This window comes from Lachnotalea glycerini (assembly GCF_003201285.1).
GTDB lineage: Bacteria > Bacillota > Clostridia > Lachnospirales > Lachnospiraceae > Lachnotalea > Lachnotalea glycerini.
Genome location: NZ_QICS01000002.1, coordinates 495,052 through 513,378 on the forward strand (window position 1 = coordinate 495,052; position 18,327 = coordinate 513,378).

General features: G+C 32.9%; 15 protein-coding genes. All 15 read left to right on the forward strand.

Annotation, left to right across the window (positions count from 1 at the left end; all coding sequences use genetic code 11):
* The first annotated feature begins 200 nt into the window (after nt 1-200).
* The 15 genes from C8E03_RS06680 (at nt 201) to licT (ending at nt 18,202) form a co-directional block, all read left to right on the forward strand.
* Complete coding sequence (locus C8E03_RS06680; protein WP_110290589.1) at nt 201-2,246, forward strand: glycosyl hydrolase; 2,046 nt, start codon at nt 201-203, stop codon at nt 2,244-2,246.
* A 54-nt stretch (nt 2,247-2,300) separates the two neighbouring features.
* Nucleotides 2,301-5,222, forward strand: a complete 2,922-nt coding sequence (locus C8E03_RS06685) for a glycoside hydrolase family 9 protein (protein WP_110290590.1) — start codon at nt 2,301-2,303, stop codon at nt 5,220-5,222.
* 224 nt (nt 5,223-5,446) lie between these two features.
* A complete protein-coding gene (locus C8E03_RS06690; RefSeq protein WP_110290591.1) occupies nt 5,447-7,687 on the forward strand; it encodes a peptidase domain-containing ABC transporter in 2,241 nt (746 codons plus the stop codon).
* Nucleotides 7,688-7,774: 87 nt separating this feature from the next.
* Complete coding sequence (locus tag C8E03_RS06695) at nt 7,775-8,188, forward strand: hypothetical protein (RefSeq protein ID WP_110290592.1); 414 nt, start codon at nt 7,775-7,777, stop codon at nt 8,186-8,188.
* Between the two features lie 44 nt (nt 8,189-8,232).
* Nucleotides 8,233-8,802 carry a hypothetical protein gene (locus tag C8E03_RS06700; RefSeq protein ID WP_094379360.1) on the forward strand — a complete coding sequence of 190 codons (570 nt, stop codon included), beginning with the start codon at nt 8,233-8,235 and terminating at the stop codon, nt 8,800-8,802.
* Between the two features lie 625 nt (nt 8,803-9,427).
* On the forward strand, nt 9,428-9,811 hold the full coding sequence (locus C8E03_RS06710; RefSeq protein ID WP_094379356.1) for a hypothetical protein: 384 nt from the start codon (nt 9,428-9,430) through the stop codon (nt 9,809-9,811).
* Nucleotides 9,812-9,882: 71 nt separating this feature from the next.
* A complete protein-coding gene (locus C8E03_RS06715; RefSeq protein ID WP_094379354.1) occupies nt 9,883-10,179 on the forward strand; it encodes a hypothetical protein in 297 nt (98 codons plus the stop codon).
* A gap of 33 nt (nt 10,180-10,212) precedes the next feature.
* Nucleotides 10,213-10,695, forward strand: a complete 483-nt coding sequence (locus C8E03_RS06720) for a hypothetical protein (RefSeq protein WP_094379352.1) — start codon at nt 10,213-10,215, stop codon at nt 10,693-10,695.
* Nucleotides 10,679-11,812: an HlyD family secretion protein gene (locus tag C8E03_RS06725; protein WP_094379350.1), complete on the forward strand. Its 1,134-nt coding sequence runs from the start codon at nt 10,679-10,681 to the stop codon at nt 11,810-11,812. Before C8E03_RS06720 ends, C8E03_RS06725 begins: the two co-directional genes overlap by 17 nt.
* A 64-nt stretch (nt 11,813-11,876) precedes the next feature.
* Nucleotides 11,877-14,012, forward strand: coding sequence for an Ig-like domain-containing protein (locus C8E03_RS06730; protein WP_094379348.1), 2,136 nt, complete (start codon nt 11,877-11,879; stop codon nt 14,010-14,012).
* 71 nt (nt 14,013-14,083) lie between these two features.
* The gene (locus tag C8E03_RS21900) at nt 14,084-14,245 is read left to right on the forward strand and encodes a hypothetical protein (protein WP_170122918.1); all 162 of its coding nucleotides are present in this window, start codon (nt 14,084-14,086) and stop codon (nt 14,243-14,245) included.
* A gap of 703 nt (nt 14,246-14,948) precedes the next feature.
* Nucleotides 14,949-15,077, forward strand: coding sequence for a hypothetical protein (locus tag C8E03_RS22585; protein WP_278321170.1), 129 nt, complete (start codon nt 14,949-14,951; stop codon nt 15,075-15,077).
* Between the two features lie 199 nt (nt 15,078-15,276).
* Entirely contained in the window at nt 15,277-16,008 is a 732-nt protein-coding gene (locus tag C8E03_RS06740) for a glycerophosphodiester phosphodiesterase (protein ID WP_094379344.1), read from the forward strand.
* A 67-nt stretch (nt 16,009-16,075) separates the two neighbouring features.
* Entirely contained in the window at nt 16,076-17,071 is a 996-nt protein-coding gene (locus tag C8E03_RS06745; protein WP_094379342.1) for an SPL family radical SAM protein, read from the forward strand.
* Between the two features lie 294 nt (nt 17,072-17,365).
* Nucleotides 17,366-18,202 (forward strand): BglG family transcription antiterminator LicT, encoded by an 837-nt coding sequence (gene licT / locus C8E03_RS06750; RefSeq protein WP_094379340.1) that lies wholly within the window; start codon nt 17,366-17,368, stop codon nt 18,200-18,202.
* Nucleotides 18,203-18,327: the final 125 nt, after the last annotated feature.

Below are 18,327 nucleotides of genomic sequence, written 5' to 3' on the forward strand. Positions count from 1 at the left end.
TGTTATACATATAACAGAATATATATGCAATATTTAAATAAATATATATAATTAATAAAATATTATTAAAAGACAGATAAAATAAAAATAATACCTATATTTATTGACAATTAAAGAAAATTATATTATTATTAATTTTACACAAGAGGCAATGCCTTTTGCTATTGCATTGTACAATTAAGAATGGGGGAAAGTAAATAATGAGAAAATATTTACAAAATGCAGTTGTTTTTGCATTAACTGCTTCTATGGCAGGAATGCCAATTAGTGTTAATGCCGAAGCAGAAACGCCAGGGGAGATTCAAAATAATGCGGTTCAATCAACCACAAAACAAGCAGATGAAAATTCTCTATATCACATTGAAGCAGAAGATGCCAATATGTCAGGTGATGTGACGACGGCTACTCAAAGAGCTGGCTACAGCGGAACGGGTTATGCTACTGGTTTTACACAAAATGACGGAAATTCATGGTCTTATGAGCTTGATATTCCTAAATCAGGGCATTATACATTCGTTGTAAGGGCAGCTTCTGACAGTTATAAAGAGAATTACCTACTGATTGATGGAAAACAGATTGGTACAATTTATAGCGATAGCGATGGTGCTTGGCATGATACAACAATGGAAAGCATTTGGCTTGATGAGGGAACCGCGACTATTTCGATAGGGGAGTCATGGGGCTGGTTTGATCTAGACTATATTATAGTAGAAGAAGGCTCAGGTACAGATGATTCTGTATATTCCTCTGCTACATCTACTTTAGTGAATGAAAATTCGAACAAAAGAACCGTAGAGATTATGGAGTATTTAAAAAGTATATATGGCAAAAAAACCTTGTCAGGACAATCTTGTACACTTAATAAAAGTACTGAGATTGAAGCAATTCATCAATTAACAGGGAAATATCCTGCAATACGTATGCTGGATTTTATCTTCTGTGATCCTGCCAGTGAATATCAGTCTTCTGAGGAAGTGAATCTGGCACTGGAATGGGACAAAATGGGAGGAATTACTACGTTTCAATGGCATTGGCATGCACCAAAAGGAGGTGCTGCATTCTATACCAAAGAAACTACATTCGATTTATCAAAGGCTGTAACGGATCTTGATATTAGTCAGATGTCCTTAGAAGAAATTAAGTCCTTATATCAGGAAGGAACGATTTCAGAGGAGTGCTATTTACTAGTTCGAGATATTGATGTCATTTCAGGTTATTTGGACAAGTTACAACAAGCAGATGTGACCGTACTATGGCGACCTCTTCATGAAGCAAGTGGCGGATGGTTTTGGTGGGGTGCCCAGGGTCCAGATTCTTACAAGTGGCTATACAAATTAATGTTTGAACGTCAGACGAACTATCATAAATTAAACAATTTAATTTGGATATGGAACGGACAAGATCAAGATTGGTATCCGGGAGATGAATATTGTGACATTGTAGGAACAGATATCTATGCAGAAAAACAATCCTATAGCGTCTTACCTGACCAATTCATGAAAACAGTCAATTACTCTGATGGGACTAAGATGGCTGCACTTAGCGAAAATGGCGTAATGATGGATCCAGATATGATGGTAAGGGATAATACTTATTGGTTGTATTTTGCAGTATGGTATGGTGATTTTCTTTTGAACTCCACTGGGCAGGTAGGAGATACCTATACAGAAAGTACTATGGTCAACAAAGTTTATAATAGCGACGCAGTAATTACGTTAGATGAACTTCCAGATTTTGAAAAAAGTGAACAGGAATCACACGAAGATCCAACACCAGAAGAGCCAACTGACGTAACACTTACAATCAAAAATACTGGTAATTTAGAAAACTCTACCAATACAATTACAAATTCATTTCAAATCAATCACGTCGGTGGAGAAGACCTTGATTTATCAAAGTTAATGTTACGTTATTATTATACAAAAGAGGGAATATCCCCTGAGACATTTTATTGCGATAGTGCAGCACTAATTGCAAACAAAGATCCATGGTATGTTTCTTATACTGGAAAAGTGACAGGAGAGTATGTATCGATCGATAAAGAAGATAGCGGTGCCAATAACTATTTAGAAATTAAATTTAATTCCACAGATAAATTAATGGAGGGCGCAACGTTATCCATTGGAACGAGAACATACAAAAACGACTGGAGCTTATATGACCAATTAAATGATTATTCTTATCAAAAGGATGAACATATTACGATCTATTACGATGGACAATTGATACTTGGTACTGAACCGTAAAATTAAGATATTATTCTAAAAGCTTTAGTTACAAAAGAGGGAAAAGGGGATTCTATGAAATATAAGAAATTAAAAAAAAGTATAATTTGTGCACTTGCTTTATCACTGACGTTTAATATGGGTTTTACTACACAGCTACAAGCAGCTACGGAAGCAACAGATGATGTATCAGATGAAGAAACTTTTAATTACGCAAAAGCCTTTCAATTATCGATGTATTTCTATGATGCAAATAAGTGTGGCCCTGGAGTAAACGATGGTGCACTTTCATGGCGTGGGGATTGTCATTTGGAAGATCAATCCATTCCATTAACACCTGTTGAAAAAGATGGAAAGGGCACAAATTTATCAGAAAATTTTATTGAAGAAAATATAGAAGCATTAGATCCAGATGGAGATGGATGCGTTAATTTAAGTGGTGGATTTCACGATGCGGGAGATCATGTAAAATTTGGATTGCCCCAAAGTTATTCTGGTTCTACGTTAGGCTGGGGGTTTTATGAATTTCGAGATGCCTATGTCAAAGTAGGCGAGCAAGAGCACATTGAGGAGATTTTAAGATGGTTTAATGATTATTTTATCCGATGCACCTTTCGGGATGCAGAGGGGAAAGTAGTTGCATTTGCTTATCAGGTAGGTGATGGAACAACGGATCATACTTATTGGGGATCACCGGAACTGCAAACAACAAGCAGACCAGCGTGGTTTGCTAGTTCGGAAACACCGGCAAGTGATCAGTGTGCTGGAGCTGCCGCCTCTCTGGCAATTAATTATTTGAATTTTAAAGAAACCGATCCAGCCTATGCAGATACTTGTTTAGATACGGCTAAAGCGCTATATGACTTTGCTAAAGAAAATAGAGGTACTGGTTTCTCAGGCGGTTTTTATAATTCAAGTTATGATGAGGATGAAATGTCTTGGGCTGGTGTATGGTTAAAGATAGCAACCGGAGAGGACTCTTATATTGATGATATTATTTCGGTTGATTCTAACGGAAAATATACAGGCTATATGCAAAAAATAATTAGTACAACAGACAGTACATGGCAAAATATATGGGTACATTCTTGGGATACTGTATGGGGTGGAGTATTTGCTAAGCTTGCTCCAATCACAAACAATCCGGAACATTGGTACTTCTTTAGATGGAATCTGGAGTATTGGTCAGGAACAGCTCATGAAGAAACCAATGATACAAATTTCTTAGCGGCAAATCCAAGCGGATATCGCGTACTAAATACATGGGGATCTGCACGCTATAATACGGCAGCTCAGCTATGTGCACTGGTTTACAATCAATACAAACCGAATCAGGATTTTGTAGAGTGGTGTAAAGGGCAAATGGATTATCTGCTTGGTGATAACCCGATGAATCGTTGCTATGAAGTTGGATATGCCGATAATTCAGCAAAAAATCCGCATCACAGAGCTGCGCATGGTTCTCTAACAAATAGTATGCTTGAACCTGAAACAGAAAAACATGTTCTTTGGGGAGCTTTAGTTGGTGGTCCAGACAAAGAGGATTATCATGCAGATGAAGTGACCGATTATGTTTATAATGAGGTAGCAATTGATTACAATGCTGGATTTGTGGGAGCTTTGGCAGCACTTTATTCAATCTATGGAGAGGGTCAGGAACCAGATGCAACACTTCCTTTGTATCAAGAAGATGAAACACCTTATTTTGTTGAAGCAAAAATTGAACAAGAAAACACAGAACGAACCCAATTAACGATAAAAGTTACGAATGATACGAGTTGTCCTCCTAAAAGAGTAGATACGTTAAAAGCAAGATATTTCTTTGATATTTCAGAGATGCTTAAAAAAGGACAAACCATACAAGATTTAACCATTCCAGTATTTTATGATCAAGCATTAACACAAGATGGAATCGGTGTGAATATAGAAGGACCGTATGCTTGGAATGAAGAAGATGGAATTTATTATGTAGATTTGGATTGGTCCGGTATTTCGTTTCATGGAAGTAGAGAAATTCAAATCGGACTTGTGCCAGTACAAGATGCATCCTATCAAGTAAATTGGGATCCTACGAACGATTGGAGCAGACAAACATTAACCAAAGAGTCAGAAATGACAGATTATATACCGCTTTATTTGGATGATCAACTTGTTTACGGACAAGAACCAGAGGCAGGTGAAGACATAGAAGATGCTATCATAGCCATTACAACACCACTTGAGGGAACATTAGTTGATATGACAAATGAAGATGCTTTCTTAGAGGTTACCGCTGAAAGTACCGGAATCAGCAAAGACATTACTAAAATTGAACTATTTGCAAATGGCGATAAGATAGGAGAAGCTGATGCAGATGTCTGCAATGCCGTGTATACATTGCCAACTGATATTTCTGATATCCAAGATAGTGTGATGGATGTAACATTAACTGCTCAGGCAACTTTAGCAAATGGGGAAATCAAGCAAGGGAAACCGGTTAAAATTAAACTTAAACTTTCTTCCACGGTGAGTGATGAGATCAATTTATCTCTTGTAATGGATAAATCTGAAAATCAAAGTAGTAATACAATTACAAAGAAATTTAGCCTTAATAATACAGGAGAACAAAGCGTTGATTTAAGTACAGTAAAAATTCGCTATTACTATACCAAAGAGGCAAATGTAAAACAAGTATTTTATTGTGATGATGCTGGAATTTCCTATCCTGCGTTACCTTGGTATGAAACGGTTACAGAGTATCTTTCAGGAAAATTTGTAAATCTTGATCCAGCAAAGGAAAATGCAGATACTTATTTGGAACTTTCCTTTGACCAACTAAAGAAATCTTTGGAACCAGGAAAGTCACTTGTATGCAAGTTTAGAATCGCAAATTCAGATTGGTCAGAATATAATCAAGAGAATGATTATTCCAATATAGAAGAAGATGGGATTGTAATACTTTCAAATGATACGGTTATAAGCGGGACATTACCATTGACTAAGGATTTAGAACAGTGAAGAGACTAGGTTACAATAAATAACGAACTGAATCAGGAGCTTTTGCTCCATAGCAAAGCGAGCTATGGAGCAAGAGTTCTTTTTTGTTTCATAGGAAAGACCTTGTTGTGGTAACGTATAAAATTATACGCTGTATTGTTGACAAGTTTGTGATTTTTACTTAAACTATAAGGATAAACGTTTAAACAATTAGACAATATACATGGATAAACTAAGGAGTTAACATGAGATATACTTATGTAAAACAGCAAGATACCACCGATTGTGCAGCCGCATGTCTTGCAATGATATGTCTGAATTATCGAAAAGAAACAACGATTACAAGACTCAGAGACATGATGGGAACGGATTTAAAGGGAACAAATTTGATTGGGCTTAGCAAATGTGCCGATGAATTAGGATTTACTTCACAGGCAGTTCGAGTGGATAGAGAGGGTTTCTTAAGTAAGTATACACTTCCGGCCATTGCAAATATCGTTACAAAGGAAGGTTTAAGCCACTTTGTAGTAATCTTTAAGATAACAGATAAGCATGTGGTTCTTGGTGATCCAGCAAAGGATTTAATACGAATAGAAATTGATGAGTTCTATAAAAATTTCACAGGTGCTATGCTGATATTAAAGCCGAATCAGCAGTTTGTTGCAGGGAAAGAAAAGAATGAGAAACTGTTGAATCGATATGTTAAATTATTGTTGCCGCAAAAGAAGTTGTTTATTTATTCTATTTTGGCTTCTGTTTTACTAACTGGATTGGGAATTGTATCCTCTCTGTTTAATAAAATATTAATGGATGAGATTCTACCCTATAAGCTAAAAAATACACTAGTTATGGTGCTGATTGTATTTGCACTGCTAGCGGTTACACAGGTAGTGATAGGGTTTGTTAGACAGTGGATGATGATTTATTTATCACAAAAAATTGATATCCCATTAATGTTAGGATATTTTGAGCATATTTATAAATTGCCAATGAAGTTTTTTGCTACAAGAAAAACAGGCGATATTATCACCAGATTTTCAGACGCGTTTACGATTAAAGATATTTTTACGAATATTGCACTTACATTAATTATGGATATTGCAATGGCGTTAGTGACTGGAGTAATCTTATTTCGGATGAATACCCAATTGTTTGTTATTATCGTATTTATGACAATCATTAGTATATTATTAGTATTTATTTTTAAACAACCTTATAAAAAAATCAATGAAGAACAGATGCAACAGGCATCTATACTGAATTCGCAGATAATTGAAGGACTTCGTGCCGTGGAAACGGTAAAAGGAAATGCAAATGAGGAAACAGAACTTGAGGGAATTGAGAGGGAGTATATCAAATCATTAAGAATTGCATTAAATGAGGGGATGCTTTCTAATATTCAAAGTTCTATTTCAGGACTGATCTCACAAGTAGGAAATTTAATACTGATGTATTTTGGTATTATGCAGGTCATTAACAATCATACCACATTGGGTGCAATGATGGCATTTATGACTTTGTCAGGCTATTTCATGGATCCAGTATCAAGGCTGGTTGGACTTCAATTACAGATTCAAGAAGCGAATATTTCCATGAGACGAATGACGGAAATCTTAGATTATGAAGAAGAACAGGAAACGGAAAATCGAAACACTTATCAAGATATTGAAAAAGTAGATGGAGATATTGAAGTGAAAAATGTAACCTTTCGGTATGGGAATCGAAAGCCTGTGCTAAAGGATATTAGCTTTACAATATCAAAAGGAAAGAAGGTGGCATTAGTTGGCGCAAGTGGAAGTGGTAAGTCTACCATAGCAAAATTGCTATTAAAATACTATGAGCCAGAAAATGGAGAAATCTTAATCGATGGTGTAGATATTAATGAATATAGCAATACCTCACTGAGAAAAGCCATTTCTTACGTACCTCAATCAATTGAATTATTTTCAAAAAGCATCTATGACAATATCAGAGTCAGTAAGATAAATTCTACACTGGATGAAGTCAAAGAAGCAGCCAAGGCGGCAGATGCCCATGATTTTATTAAAAAGCTTCCCATGCAGTATTATACTTATCTGGAAGAAGCAGGAAATGGTCTCAGTGGTGGAGAAAAGCAAAGAATTGCATTGGCTAGAGCTTTCTTAAAAAAGAACGAATTCTACATATTGGATGAAAGTACTAGTAATCTGGACTTTGCTACAGAAAATATTATCTTTGATATGATTTACAATAAATTCAGAAATAAATCGATGTTAATTATCGCACATCGATTAGCAACGGTAAAAAACTGTGATGAAATCCTTGTAATTGATAAGGGAGAGGTAGTGGAGCAGGGAACACATGAGGAATTACTGGAGAGACAAGGACAGTACTATAGGCTTTGGGATATGCAACAAGGGAATTTTGTGATAAGAGAGAAAGAAGAAACAGAAATTATCAAAGAACCTGAACCGAACTATGATGAAAATGAGCTAAGCTACACCTAATATTTATTAAGCATTAATGTTTAAATAAATGAAAATTAATTGCAAACAGTTACAAAGAAAAAAGGAAATAATAAGGAGGAAATGAGAATGAAAATGACTTACGATGGAGCATTGGTAATGCCAATGGGTTGTGCAATAATGGATCAGGAAGAGATGACTTATGTAGATGGGGGAAAATCTAGATCTACAAACTGGATCTCAATACCAGTAGATGTAGCTGCTTCGGTTGCTGGTATAAATGCATCGGCAATTGTTGGTTTGGCTGGTGCATCGGTAATGAAAAAAATAGCACTTACACTTGCAAATAAAGAATTAGAACAGGCCTTAAAAAATGTATTTTCATCTGCTGTTGTATCATTTATTCTAGGACTAGGAGTTACGGCAGTAAATAATACAGTTTTATCTTTGATTTGTCAATGTACTAGTTTTGGTGGAATAATTGGGTTACTTGCGGATTGTAACGATGGAAAAATTGATGGGAAATTTAACTGTCCATTTTAGTTTTGAAAAAACCTATTTAGTATTTAGGTGATTTGGAGTGAAATATGAGTAAATATATTAAAATTTTGATAGTACAAATTAGCATTATATTGATTTTATCTTTTTTTTTAAGAAATATCATAAAAATAGAAGAATGGGTTAGTTATGTTGTATCAGCAGGAATTTTTATGTTATTTTGGATGTCCATACAAATAAAAACAGGTATAAGAAATATGTCTGAATGTGTAGATATTAATGGTACATTATCTTCGAGATTTTTAAGCATATTTGTGGATGCGATTTTTTTGACATTTATGATTGGAGTATATAATATACTTATTATTGACATTATTTTTATTGCTTGTTCCATAGCGGTTTTATCATATAATAAAATGCATATATTAGAATTTTTTACCGAAAATACATGGAAAGTGGAGTATATGTATATTTTCATTGGAACGTTGTTTTTGGGCATTGGATTATTATCAATACTATTTAAATGTAATGACTTTGGGATTCTGGGTTTAAAAGGAAAGATATTTTGTGGAATTGTGGTTATTTTATTTACTCATATTTCATTACCACCTAATAGTCCTTTAGCAAAATTTGCTACAAGTAATTACAAAAATAAGTAGATCGGGAAGCATGCTAAACAACATTATTTAAAAACGATATTAGAATGAGGTGTCTTTTGTTATTCTTTTTGATGCTTCCTATATGTAATATGTTTTCAAAGTTTGAATTAGATGTATTAAAACAAACCATTAACATTCTGTGAAACGGCAGCTTCGGTTGTTCCAACTATTAACTTTGCTATTAATTATACAGAGATTCTATTGATGCAAAAATTTGTTATATTTCTCTTTTTATTTTTGAAGAATTATATATCGGATATTTTATTGAAATTACCAAGTAGTAATCTCACAAAAAAAATTTCAGTGTCATTTGGAATAACTATTGGAGTGGGAAAGTTTCATAGTAGTAATAAGCTTTGTAAGGCTCTGGTAACGGACGAGGCTTTTACGATGAGCACAGTAGTTAGTATTTTACTATATTTATTTTTAAACAGCCATATAAAAATATTAATGAAAAACAGATACAACAAGGGGATTTTGTAATTTGAGAATAAGAGATTTTCAGATGAATATGAGACAAGTATTATCTAATAGAAGTGTTTTAAGCATTAATGTTTAAATAAATTGTAATTGGTTGCAAACAATTACTAAAAAAAATAATGAAGAAAAATAGGAGGAAATGAGAATGAAAATGACTTACGATGGAGCATTGGTAATGCCAATGGGTTGTGCAATGATGGATGATGAGGAGATGACTTATGTAGATGGGGGAATGAAAGGAAAAACAAAAACTGCAGAAGATAGAATTAGTATTGCATCTTTTGTAGCAGCAGCAGCTGTTGGATTAGGAAAATTAACAGTAACTTCATTTGAGGCATTGGCAGCAACAGCGTGTACAGGAGTATTGGCGTTTTTTAATTGCTTAGGTTCAGCTGGCTTGTTGGCAGCTACTGAAATGGAAGGTGTTTTAGCAGGTATAGCGGCAGGTTATGCAGCAGCAGGAAAAAATTATAGTTATACATGTTATGGATTTGGTAGTTTTTCAATTTATACATCTATAAGTGCTTAAAAAAATTATAGTTACCATGTAAAATATTAACGTGGTAACTATAAATCTACTAGAATGAAGGAGATAAGTATATGAGAATTAAAGTAGTAAAAAAAGTTAGTGACGTAATAGCATTATTAGCACCTCTATGGGTCTATTTACTTTATAAATTGTATAAAATGTTGAATTTTAATCTTACAGTATATGTTTTACTTTGCGTTAGTCTTTTGGTTTTATGTGTGGGTGCGTTGATAGTATCGATTTTTATAGATAAAAAAAATATAAATGAGAAATCTATTTCAACAAGAAATAAAATCTATGTGTATAGTTCCATAGTGTTAGGTACAGTGATTTTTGCAATAATATGTATAAATATTTTCTTAAAGTAAAAAGATTTGTACTTAATTTTAGAGAGGGAAAATATGAAGAGAAAATTACAAGTTAATCATAGCAAAACATTAAAATTGATAAATGTATTAGAAAAAGAACTAGAGAAATGTGATATAGAAAATTATGAAAATGAAGTTATAAAAATGGAAAACTATATTCGAACAAAAGGATCTGTATCAATAGGACCATTAATTCAATATGTTAACGGCTCTGTAAATGAAAAAGGCAAGATTGAAGCAAAAATTAGTATATTACGACAGTCCAAAAATTTTATAAATACAGTAGAACCTCCATATAAATTGAAATCTGTTCTACGTGTCGTAAATTGTCTATATGTAAGATTTATAGGAGAAGAGAGTAAAATAAAATTTGCCTACGACAAAATTAACTTGACTGCCTTTGAAGAAGATATTCCACTAAAAGGGAATAGCTATACTATATTTGTTGACCAACAAGATGATCAAATAATAGCAGATATATTCATGGAGAGAGCCGATAATGACGAAACAAATTAAAACCATGGAGCAGTTAAAGGACAGCCGATTGCTCTATGATAAAACAATACCGCCCTTTGGTTACATGATAATCCTAACCATAACCATATTATTAGTGGCAGTAACCATATGGAGCGTCAAGACTCCAAAGATATATATCATTAAATCGAGCGGAGTCGTGCAAAGTACGAATAAAAATTACGCTATGGCACCCTATACAGGTGAAATTGTTAGTATTAATATCAGCGAAGGTATGAATGTTGAAGAAGGCGATATTTTATTTGAAATTAAGAGCGGGGACTTGGATTTGCAAGGCGAACAGCTAGAGGGACAAAAGGCAATCTATGAAACTCAGGTTGCACAATATCAAAAGTTAGTAAAAGCCATTAAAGATGACACTAATTATTTTGATCAATCTAATATAGAAGACAGTCTGTATTACAGCCAGTATGAGACTTATAAAAGTCAGGTAAAGCAAAACGAAGTGGATGCAGCTACCTACAAAAATTATGGGTATTCGGACGAACAAATCGAAGCAGAGCTTGTGAAAAATCAAAATAAAATCACAGAAATATATTATTCAGCTATTAAATCGGCTGAAGATTCCATTCTACAGAGTCAGGCACAATTAGATTCCATTATAGCGCAATTAGATGCCATTTTAACAGGTCAGGAGCAATACAGCATCAAAGCCAATACAACAGGCACTATACATATGCTAAGTGATTATAAAGAAGGCATGGTGGTACAGGCGACCCAAGCATTAGCCAGTATTTCATCCGAAAATGACGAATATATCATACAAGCGAACGTATCTGCAGATGATGCCGCAAGACTCAAGGTAGGAGATACGACAGACCTTGCAGTATCAGGGTTGACTCAGAGTGTTTATGGAACAATTTCAGGTAAGGTAACACAGATAGACAGTGATTTGTCAACGACTGAGAGTAGTAGTTCGGATGGTAGTTCAAGTACTTATTTTAAAATTAAAATAGAACCAGATTATACTTATCTAATAAGTAAATCAGGTGATAAGGTGAATCTGGGCAATGGTATGGTTGTTGAAGCGAGAATCCAATATGATAAGATCACCTATTTTAATTATGTTTTAGAGGGACTTGGAGTATTAACAAGATAAATTTGAAAGAGCATTACAAGTAAGTATAAATGATAAAAATTACGATTAGTGATGGGTTAAGGGAATGAAAAAGTTAAATATAATTGTATTAATTATTTTATTAGTTTTTAGTTGTAAAAGTACTGGTTACGCTTCGAAAATAGGTTTAGAAAGAAATATTAATTACAGTAAGAGTTCGACTAAAACAGTTACAATAAAAAAGGTAGCGTCTGACACATTAGTAAAAACAAAAAATAATCTTCTAAATAATGTAACAACATCTCAATTAGAAAATAACCAAAAAACAATTGAAATTGATAGCAACCAAACCACAATCAGTGCAACTGAAATTGATATGGGAGATTATCAAGAGGAAATGATAGTAGGAGAAAAGCAACTTCTGACCATTACCGTTTTACCAACTGATACGACCGATCAAACAATCACCTATCAATCCAGTAACGAAAGTGTTGCAACCATTAATGGATTGGGGCGAATCACTGCAATTTCAGAAGGAACAACTCAAATATCTGGGTCGTGTGGTTCTGTTCAAAATAGCTTTCAATTGACCGTTAAGCAGTCGAATGATGTAGAAGTAACCGATATTGAAGTTGGTAATTATGAAACAGGAATGAAAGTAGGAGAGACACAGACAATTTCTACCAACGTATTACCTTCTGATGCAACTGACACGACTGTAACGTATCAGTCAAGCAATTCCAATATCGCTTCGATACGTTCAACTGGTGAAATTACGGCGATTGCCAAAGGGACGGTTACTATTACAGTGAGTGCAGGAACAATTTCAAAAGAGATACAAATTACTGTGAATGAAGAGGAAACGATTACAGCTACCGAAATTGATTTAGGAGATTATCAGGAAAGTATGGCAGTAGGAGAAAAACAATTGCTTTCTGGCACCGTATTACCTACTGATACTACAGACCAAACACTTACTTATCAAACCAGTAACGAAAAAGTAGCAACGATCAATGAAATGGGAAGAATTACAGCCATTTCGGTAGGAACAGCAAAAATAACAGTGATGTGTGGTGAAACGAAAAACAGTTTTCAATTAACGGTAAAAAAAACAAATGATACCGCAGTAACTGACATAGAGATTGGTAATTATGAAACTGAAATGTATGTGGACAAGACACAGACACTTTCAGCTACAGTAAAACCATCCGATGCAACCGATTCTACCTTAACGTATTCCTCTAGTAACACAGAGGTAGCGACTGTATTATCATCTGGTGAAGTAAAGGGAGTAGGAAAAGGAACGGTTACTATAACAGTTCAAGCAGGTGATATTTCAAAAGATGTTAATATTATCGTTAAAGTACAAACTACTAAAATAGATGTTAATAAAAATTATGTAATACTAAAACCGAAAGATGAATTTAAGTTAACATCAAGTGCATTACCTAGTGATGCAGATCAAGCAATGACTTATGAGTCAACCGATAAAGAAATCGCGACCGTAACAGCAAATGGAACGATAAATGCAAAAAGTATAGGAACTACCTCAATACTTGTATCAAACGGAGATTTAAGTGCCGCTGTGACAGTCATTGTAAACGAAAGCGGAGAAGCCGATCAAGACACAATAGACAAGGCGATTGCAGAAGTATCGAGTACAAAGGTTGTAAATTTAAGTGAAAATGAATCCGTTATTATAGATCAATTAAGAGATGAAAACAATTCTGATGAAATAGTAATAGATGTAAAAGATTATAAAATAATTAGCAAAAATATTATAAAAGCATTATATGAAACAGAAAAAACAATACATATTTTAGGTGAAGGTTATACTTTAACCATAAAAGGAACAGACATTGTCAATTACGAAAATGAATTAAATACAGAAATCAATTTTGAAAAAGAGAATGGTAAGCTTGCATTTTTAATAAATGATGGAAATAACCTACCTGGGTTAATTACTTTAGAATTAGATGATGGGGGTTATCATTACTTATATATATATAACGAAACTAAAAATAAATATCAGAAGTTAAAAGCAGATGATTTATCTAATATCAGTTTGGATACCGCAGGTAAATATATGTTAACGAAAGATAAGCTAAGTAATATTTCCATTAGTGTAGTGGTAATCATACTGGTTGTCGTAATTTTACTTGGTTTAGTGATTGCATATATTGCAATTAAAAAGCAGTATTGGTTTTGGCAATGCGATTTAGGTATTATATTAGTAGTTTAGAAGAAACAGTACTATATTTTTGTATAGTAAAATATGCTTTATAAATAAAAATAGAGAGGTTGTAGATAAGTATGAAAAGACAAAAGAGATTATGGTTTTTAGCGAGCATTGTTGTTATGTACTTTGCATTATGGATTGTAATGAAATTAGATTATAAATGGTATGGAATTATAATAGCAATTATTATTAATTCTATATTTTGGGTTATTTATGAATCTAAAAAAGAAAAATAATATATTAAACAAAAACTGTGTACAACTTTACTTGGATTATAAATTTATACAAGATCGAGGACGTAAAATTATGTAATAACGTGAGGGCATAAGGGCATGGAGTGGAAAAATATATTTTTTTAAGGCAAAGTTGAATTTAACCTTAAAAGAAAGGATAGAATAGAATTATTTGTATATACTCATTAAAATTGAACTGAAAGTAAAAAATAAATAAAAATACTTTATTTTATTTAATAGTTATATATAATAAAATTTATGAGAATAGACAATAAATATGTTTTTAATATGAAAAATAATTTATGCAAATTAATATATCATTTATTATTGTATGAATATTATTATGAAAGTAAAAACATGTTGCGTATATATAATTGGTTGAATGACTTAATAATCAATAACTTTAATAAAAATAGTATAATTTATAGTTATGTTAAAAAATATCAGGATAATATATTAGAATTAATAAAACCACAAAGCGAATTAGAACGTAAAGAATGGAAATACTATGGGACTATTAGTTTGTTTAAGTATATTAATTGTAATTACTTGGATATGATCGAATTAATTGAAACTAATATTATGAATAAGTATAAAGAGACATAATTAATCAATGTGTTTATAAAATCAAAATGGAGGAAGTATGGGAAAACTAAAATTAAAAAGAGTAAAATATTAAATTTTCAAATGTAATAAGTATGTTATAATGAATAAACAAATCAAAGCAATGGAGCAGTTAAAGGACAGCCGTCTGCTCTATGATAAGAAAATACCGCCCTTTGGTTACATGATTATCATTACAATCACGAAATTACTCATAGTAGTAACCATATGAAGTATTAAAACTCCAAAGATATATATTATAAAATCGAACGGAGTGGTGAAAATACGAATAAAAATTACGCTATGGCACCCTATACAGGTGAAATTGTAATATATATGGATGATAAAAAAGGGTATATAGCATAAGTATAATAAATGGCACTTATTTTTTTGTTAATGACTAATTTATGAATAAAGAAAGAGGCGATGATATGACAACAAAGGTATGGGCACACAGAGGAGCAAGCGGCTATGCTCCTGAAAATACATTAAGGGCATTTGAGGTAGCAATAGAGCAAAAGGCTGATGGTGTGGAACTCGACATACAATTAACAAAAGACGGCAAAGTCATAGTAATTCATGATGAAAAGCTAAATCGTGTGACAAATGGAAAAGGTTTTGTAAAGAACTACACGTTGCAAGAATTAAAAAAACTTCATTGTAAGAATGTGTTTACAGAGGAGCAAAATATAACACTTCCGACGCTTGATGAAGTATTTGAATTAATAGAACCAACTGACTTAACGATTAATATAGAACTGAAGACGGGAGTTTTTCAATACCCTGGTATTGAGGAGAAAGCATTTCAAACTGTCAAGAAGTGGAACATGCAAGACAGAGTGATTTACTCCTCTTTTTATCATCCAAGCATTTTAATAATAAAGGAGATGGATAGTCAGGCTAGAGTAGGGCTATTATATTCAGATGGCTTTCTGGATGTAGCGGAATATGCGAACCGACTCGGTATCAAAGCCTTACATCCCCCAATATGGAGAGCAATTGATAAAAATTTCGTAAAGCAATGTAAGGACTATGGTATTGCTTTGCATGTATGGTATGCAGATGAAGAAGAGCACATGAAATATTTAGTAGATAATAAAATAGAAGCAATCATTACAAACTATCCGGATAGAGCAAGAAACATAATAGCTTCAGGCTGTTAAGATAAGGTATAAACTTTTCCATTTTGCAGAAACTATAATTAATAGAAAAGTAAAGGAAAAGTGACTTATGCAGCCAGCAAGAATTTATTATGAAACAGATGTATTAAATTATGAATTAGGGAAAGAGCTTTATCAAAAATATCAGTCAATAGAGTGGATTGAAATTGATAGTCATAACAATATAGAAGAGCTTCGTGCAAAAGAAAATAAAGAATTTGTCAGCATGAAAAAGTTATTTATTCTGGGTGTTCGGAAAACACACAAATACACAGAAAATCATAAGGTATCGGATTATCTTGTGCCTTATACAAGCTCTGGGTGCAGTGCAATGTGTTTATATTGCTATCTAGTTTGCAATTACAATAAATGTTCCTATCTTCGATTGTTTGTGAATAGGGAACAAATGCTTGACAGACTGGTTCGTTTTTCAAATAAAAGTGAAAGAGCACTGACCTTTGAAATCGGCAGTAACAGCGATTTGATATTGGAAAATACATTGACCGGTAATTTGGTGTGGACCATTGAGAATTTTATTAGAGATGGGAAAGGAAATCTGACTTTTCCAACCAAATTTAGTATGGTTGATCCATTGCTTTCCTTAGATCATAAGAAAAGAGTAGTTTTTCGTATGTCACTTAATCCAACTTATATGATTCAAAATATCGAGCTTGGGACAGCTTCTCTTTGGAGTCGAATAGAAGCAGTAAATAAAATGGTTGATGCACAGTACAAGGTAGGAATTTTATTAGCACCAATTATTTTGGTGGATAATTGGAAAGTGCTGTATTCTCAATTATTAGATATACTCAATGACTTATTGTCAAAGAAAATGAAAGATCAAATGTTTTTTGAGATTATTTTTATGACTTATAGCTTTGTTCACAGAAAAATTAATAACGATGCTTTCCCAGAAGCAATTGAACTTTACAATAAGGAGTATATGACTGGAAGAGGTATGGGTAAATATTGCTATAAATCGGAATTAAGAAGAGAAGGAGAAGCATTTTTACAGGAAGAAATAGAAAAAAGATTTGGAAAAAATAAAATTTTATATTTTAGTTAATGACCAGTCGAATATAAAAAGGTAGCATACATTTTAATAGAAGAGATAACATCGATAATTTAAATACAAAACAGATAGTATTTATTGACACAAGGACAAAATAGTGTTAGAATAATTGTGGTTAAATAGGATTGTGACTGGTTATGCAGGCAAGACCAACTTGTGGATAGGAGTTTATCCGGAAGCTGGTTTTTTTTGATTATAGGAAAATTATGAAATTATTAAAATTTCTGCACATCAAATGCCTGATTGTTTCCATGTCCTATACTTTAGATGTGAGAGGAAAAAGGGGAAATGTATCTAATTACGAAAGTAATTAATAATAATATAGTTTGTTCTCAGGATATGGATGGAAAAGAAATTATAGTAAGAGGTTTGGGAATCGGGTTTGGAACAAAGGTAAATGAAGAAATACAGGAAGCTAAAATAGAAAAAATTTACAAAATTGAGAATTCTAAGACTTCTAATAAACTGCTGAGCCTATTACAGGATATTCCAATTGAACACATACAGACTTCAACGGATATTATTGATTATGCAAAGCAAAGCTTGAATAAAAAATTAAATGATAATATTTATCTTACTTTAACGGATCATATTAGCTTTGCGATTGAAAGAAAACGAAAGAATCTGGAATATCATAATGCATTGCTATGGGAAATTAAAAAGTTCTATCCCGTGGAATACAGTGTTGGGCTGAAAGCATTGGATATTATTAGTGATAAGCTAGGTATTCGTTTATCTGATGATGAAGCAGGCTTCATTACCTTGCACATTGTAAATGCAGAACTGGATACGAATATGAGTAGTATGTTTCAAATTACAGAATTAATCAAACAAATTATTCAGATAGTAAAGAATTATTATAAGTTGGAATTGGATGATTCATCTTTGTACTATGAAAGATTTATTACTCACTTAAAATTTTTTGGACAAAGACTTTTCTCTGATAAGGTACCACAGGGTGATGATACTACCTTTCAGAATATAGTCAAAAGCCGTTATCCAAAAGATTATCAATGTGCAATCTTAATTGGTCAGTATGTGTTAGAAAACTATAAGAAAAAAGTTACGGAAGAAGAATTAATATTTTTGACTATTCATCTACGAAGAATCAGTATGGTGGATTGAAAATGTTCTGAAAAATTAAAGATTGCTATTCGGGATTGTGACTGATTATGCAGGCAAGACCTGAAGAAAATTAAAATGTATGGAAAAGCTTTAGTGAGAGATTCCGTCATATTATATTTTCTTTG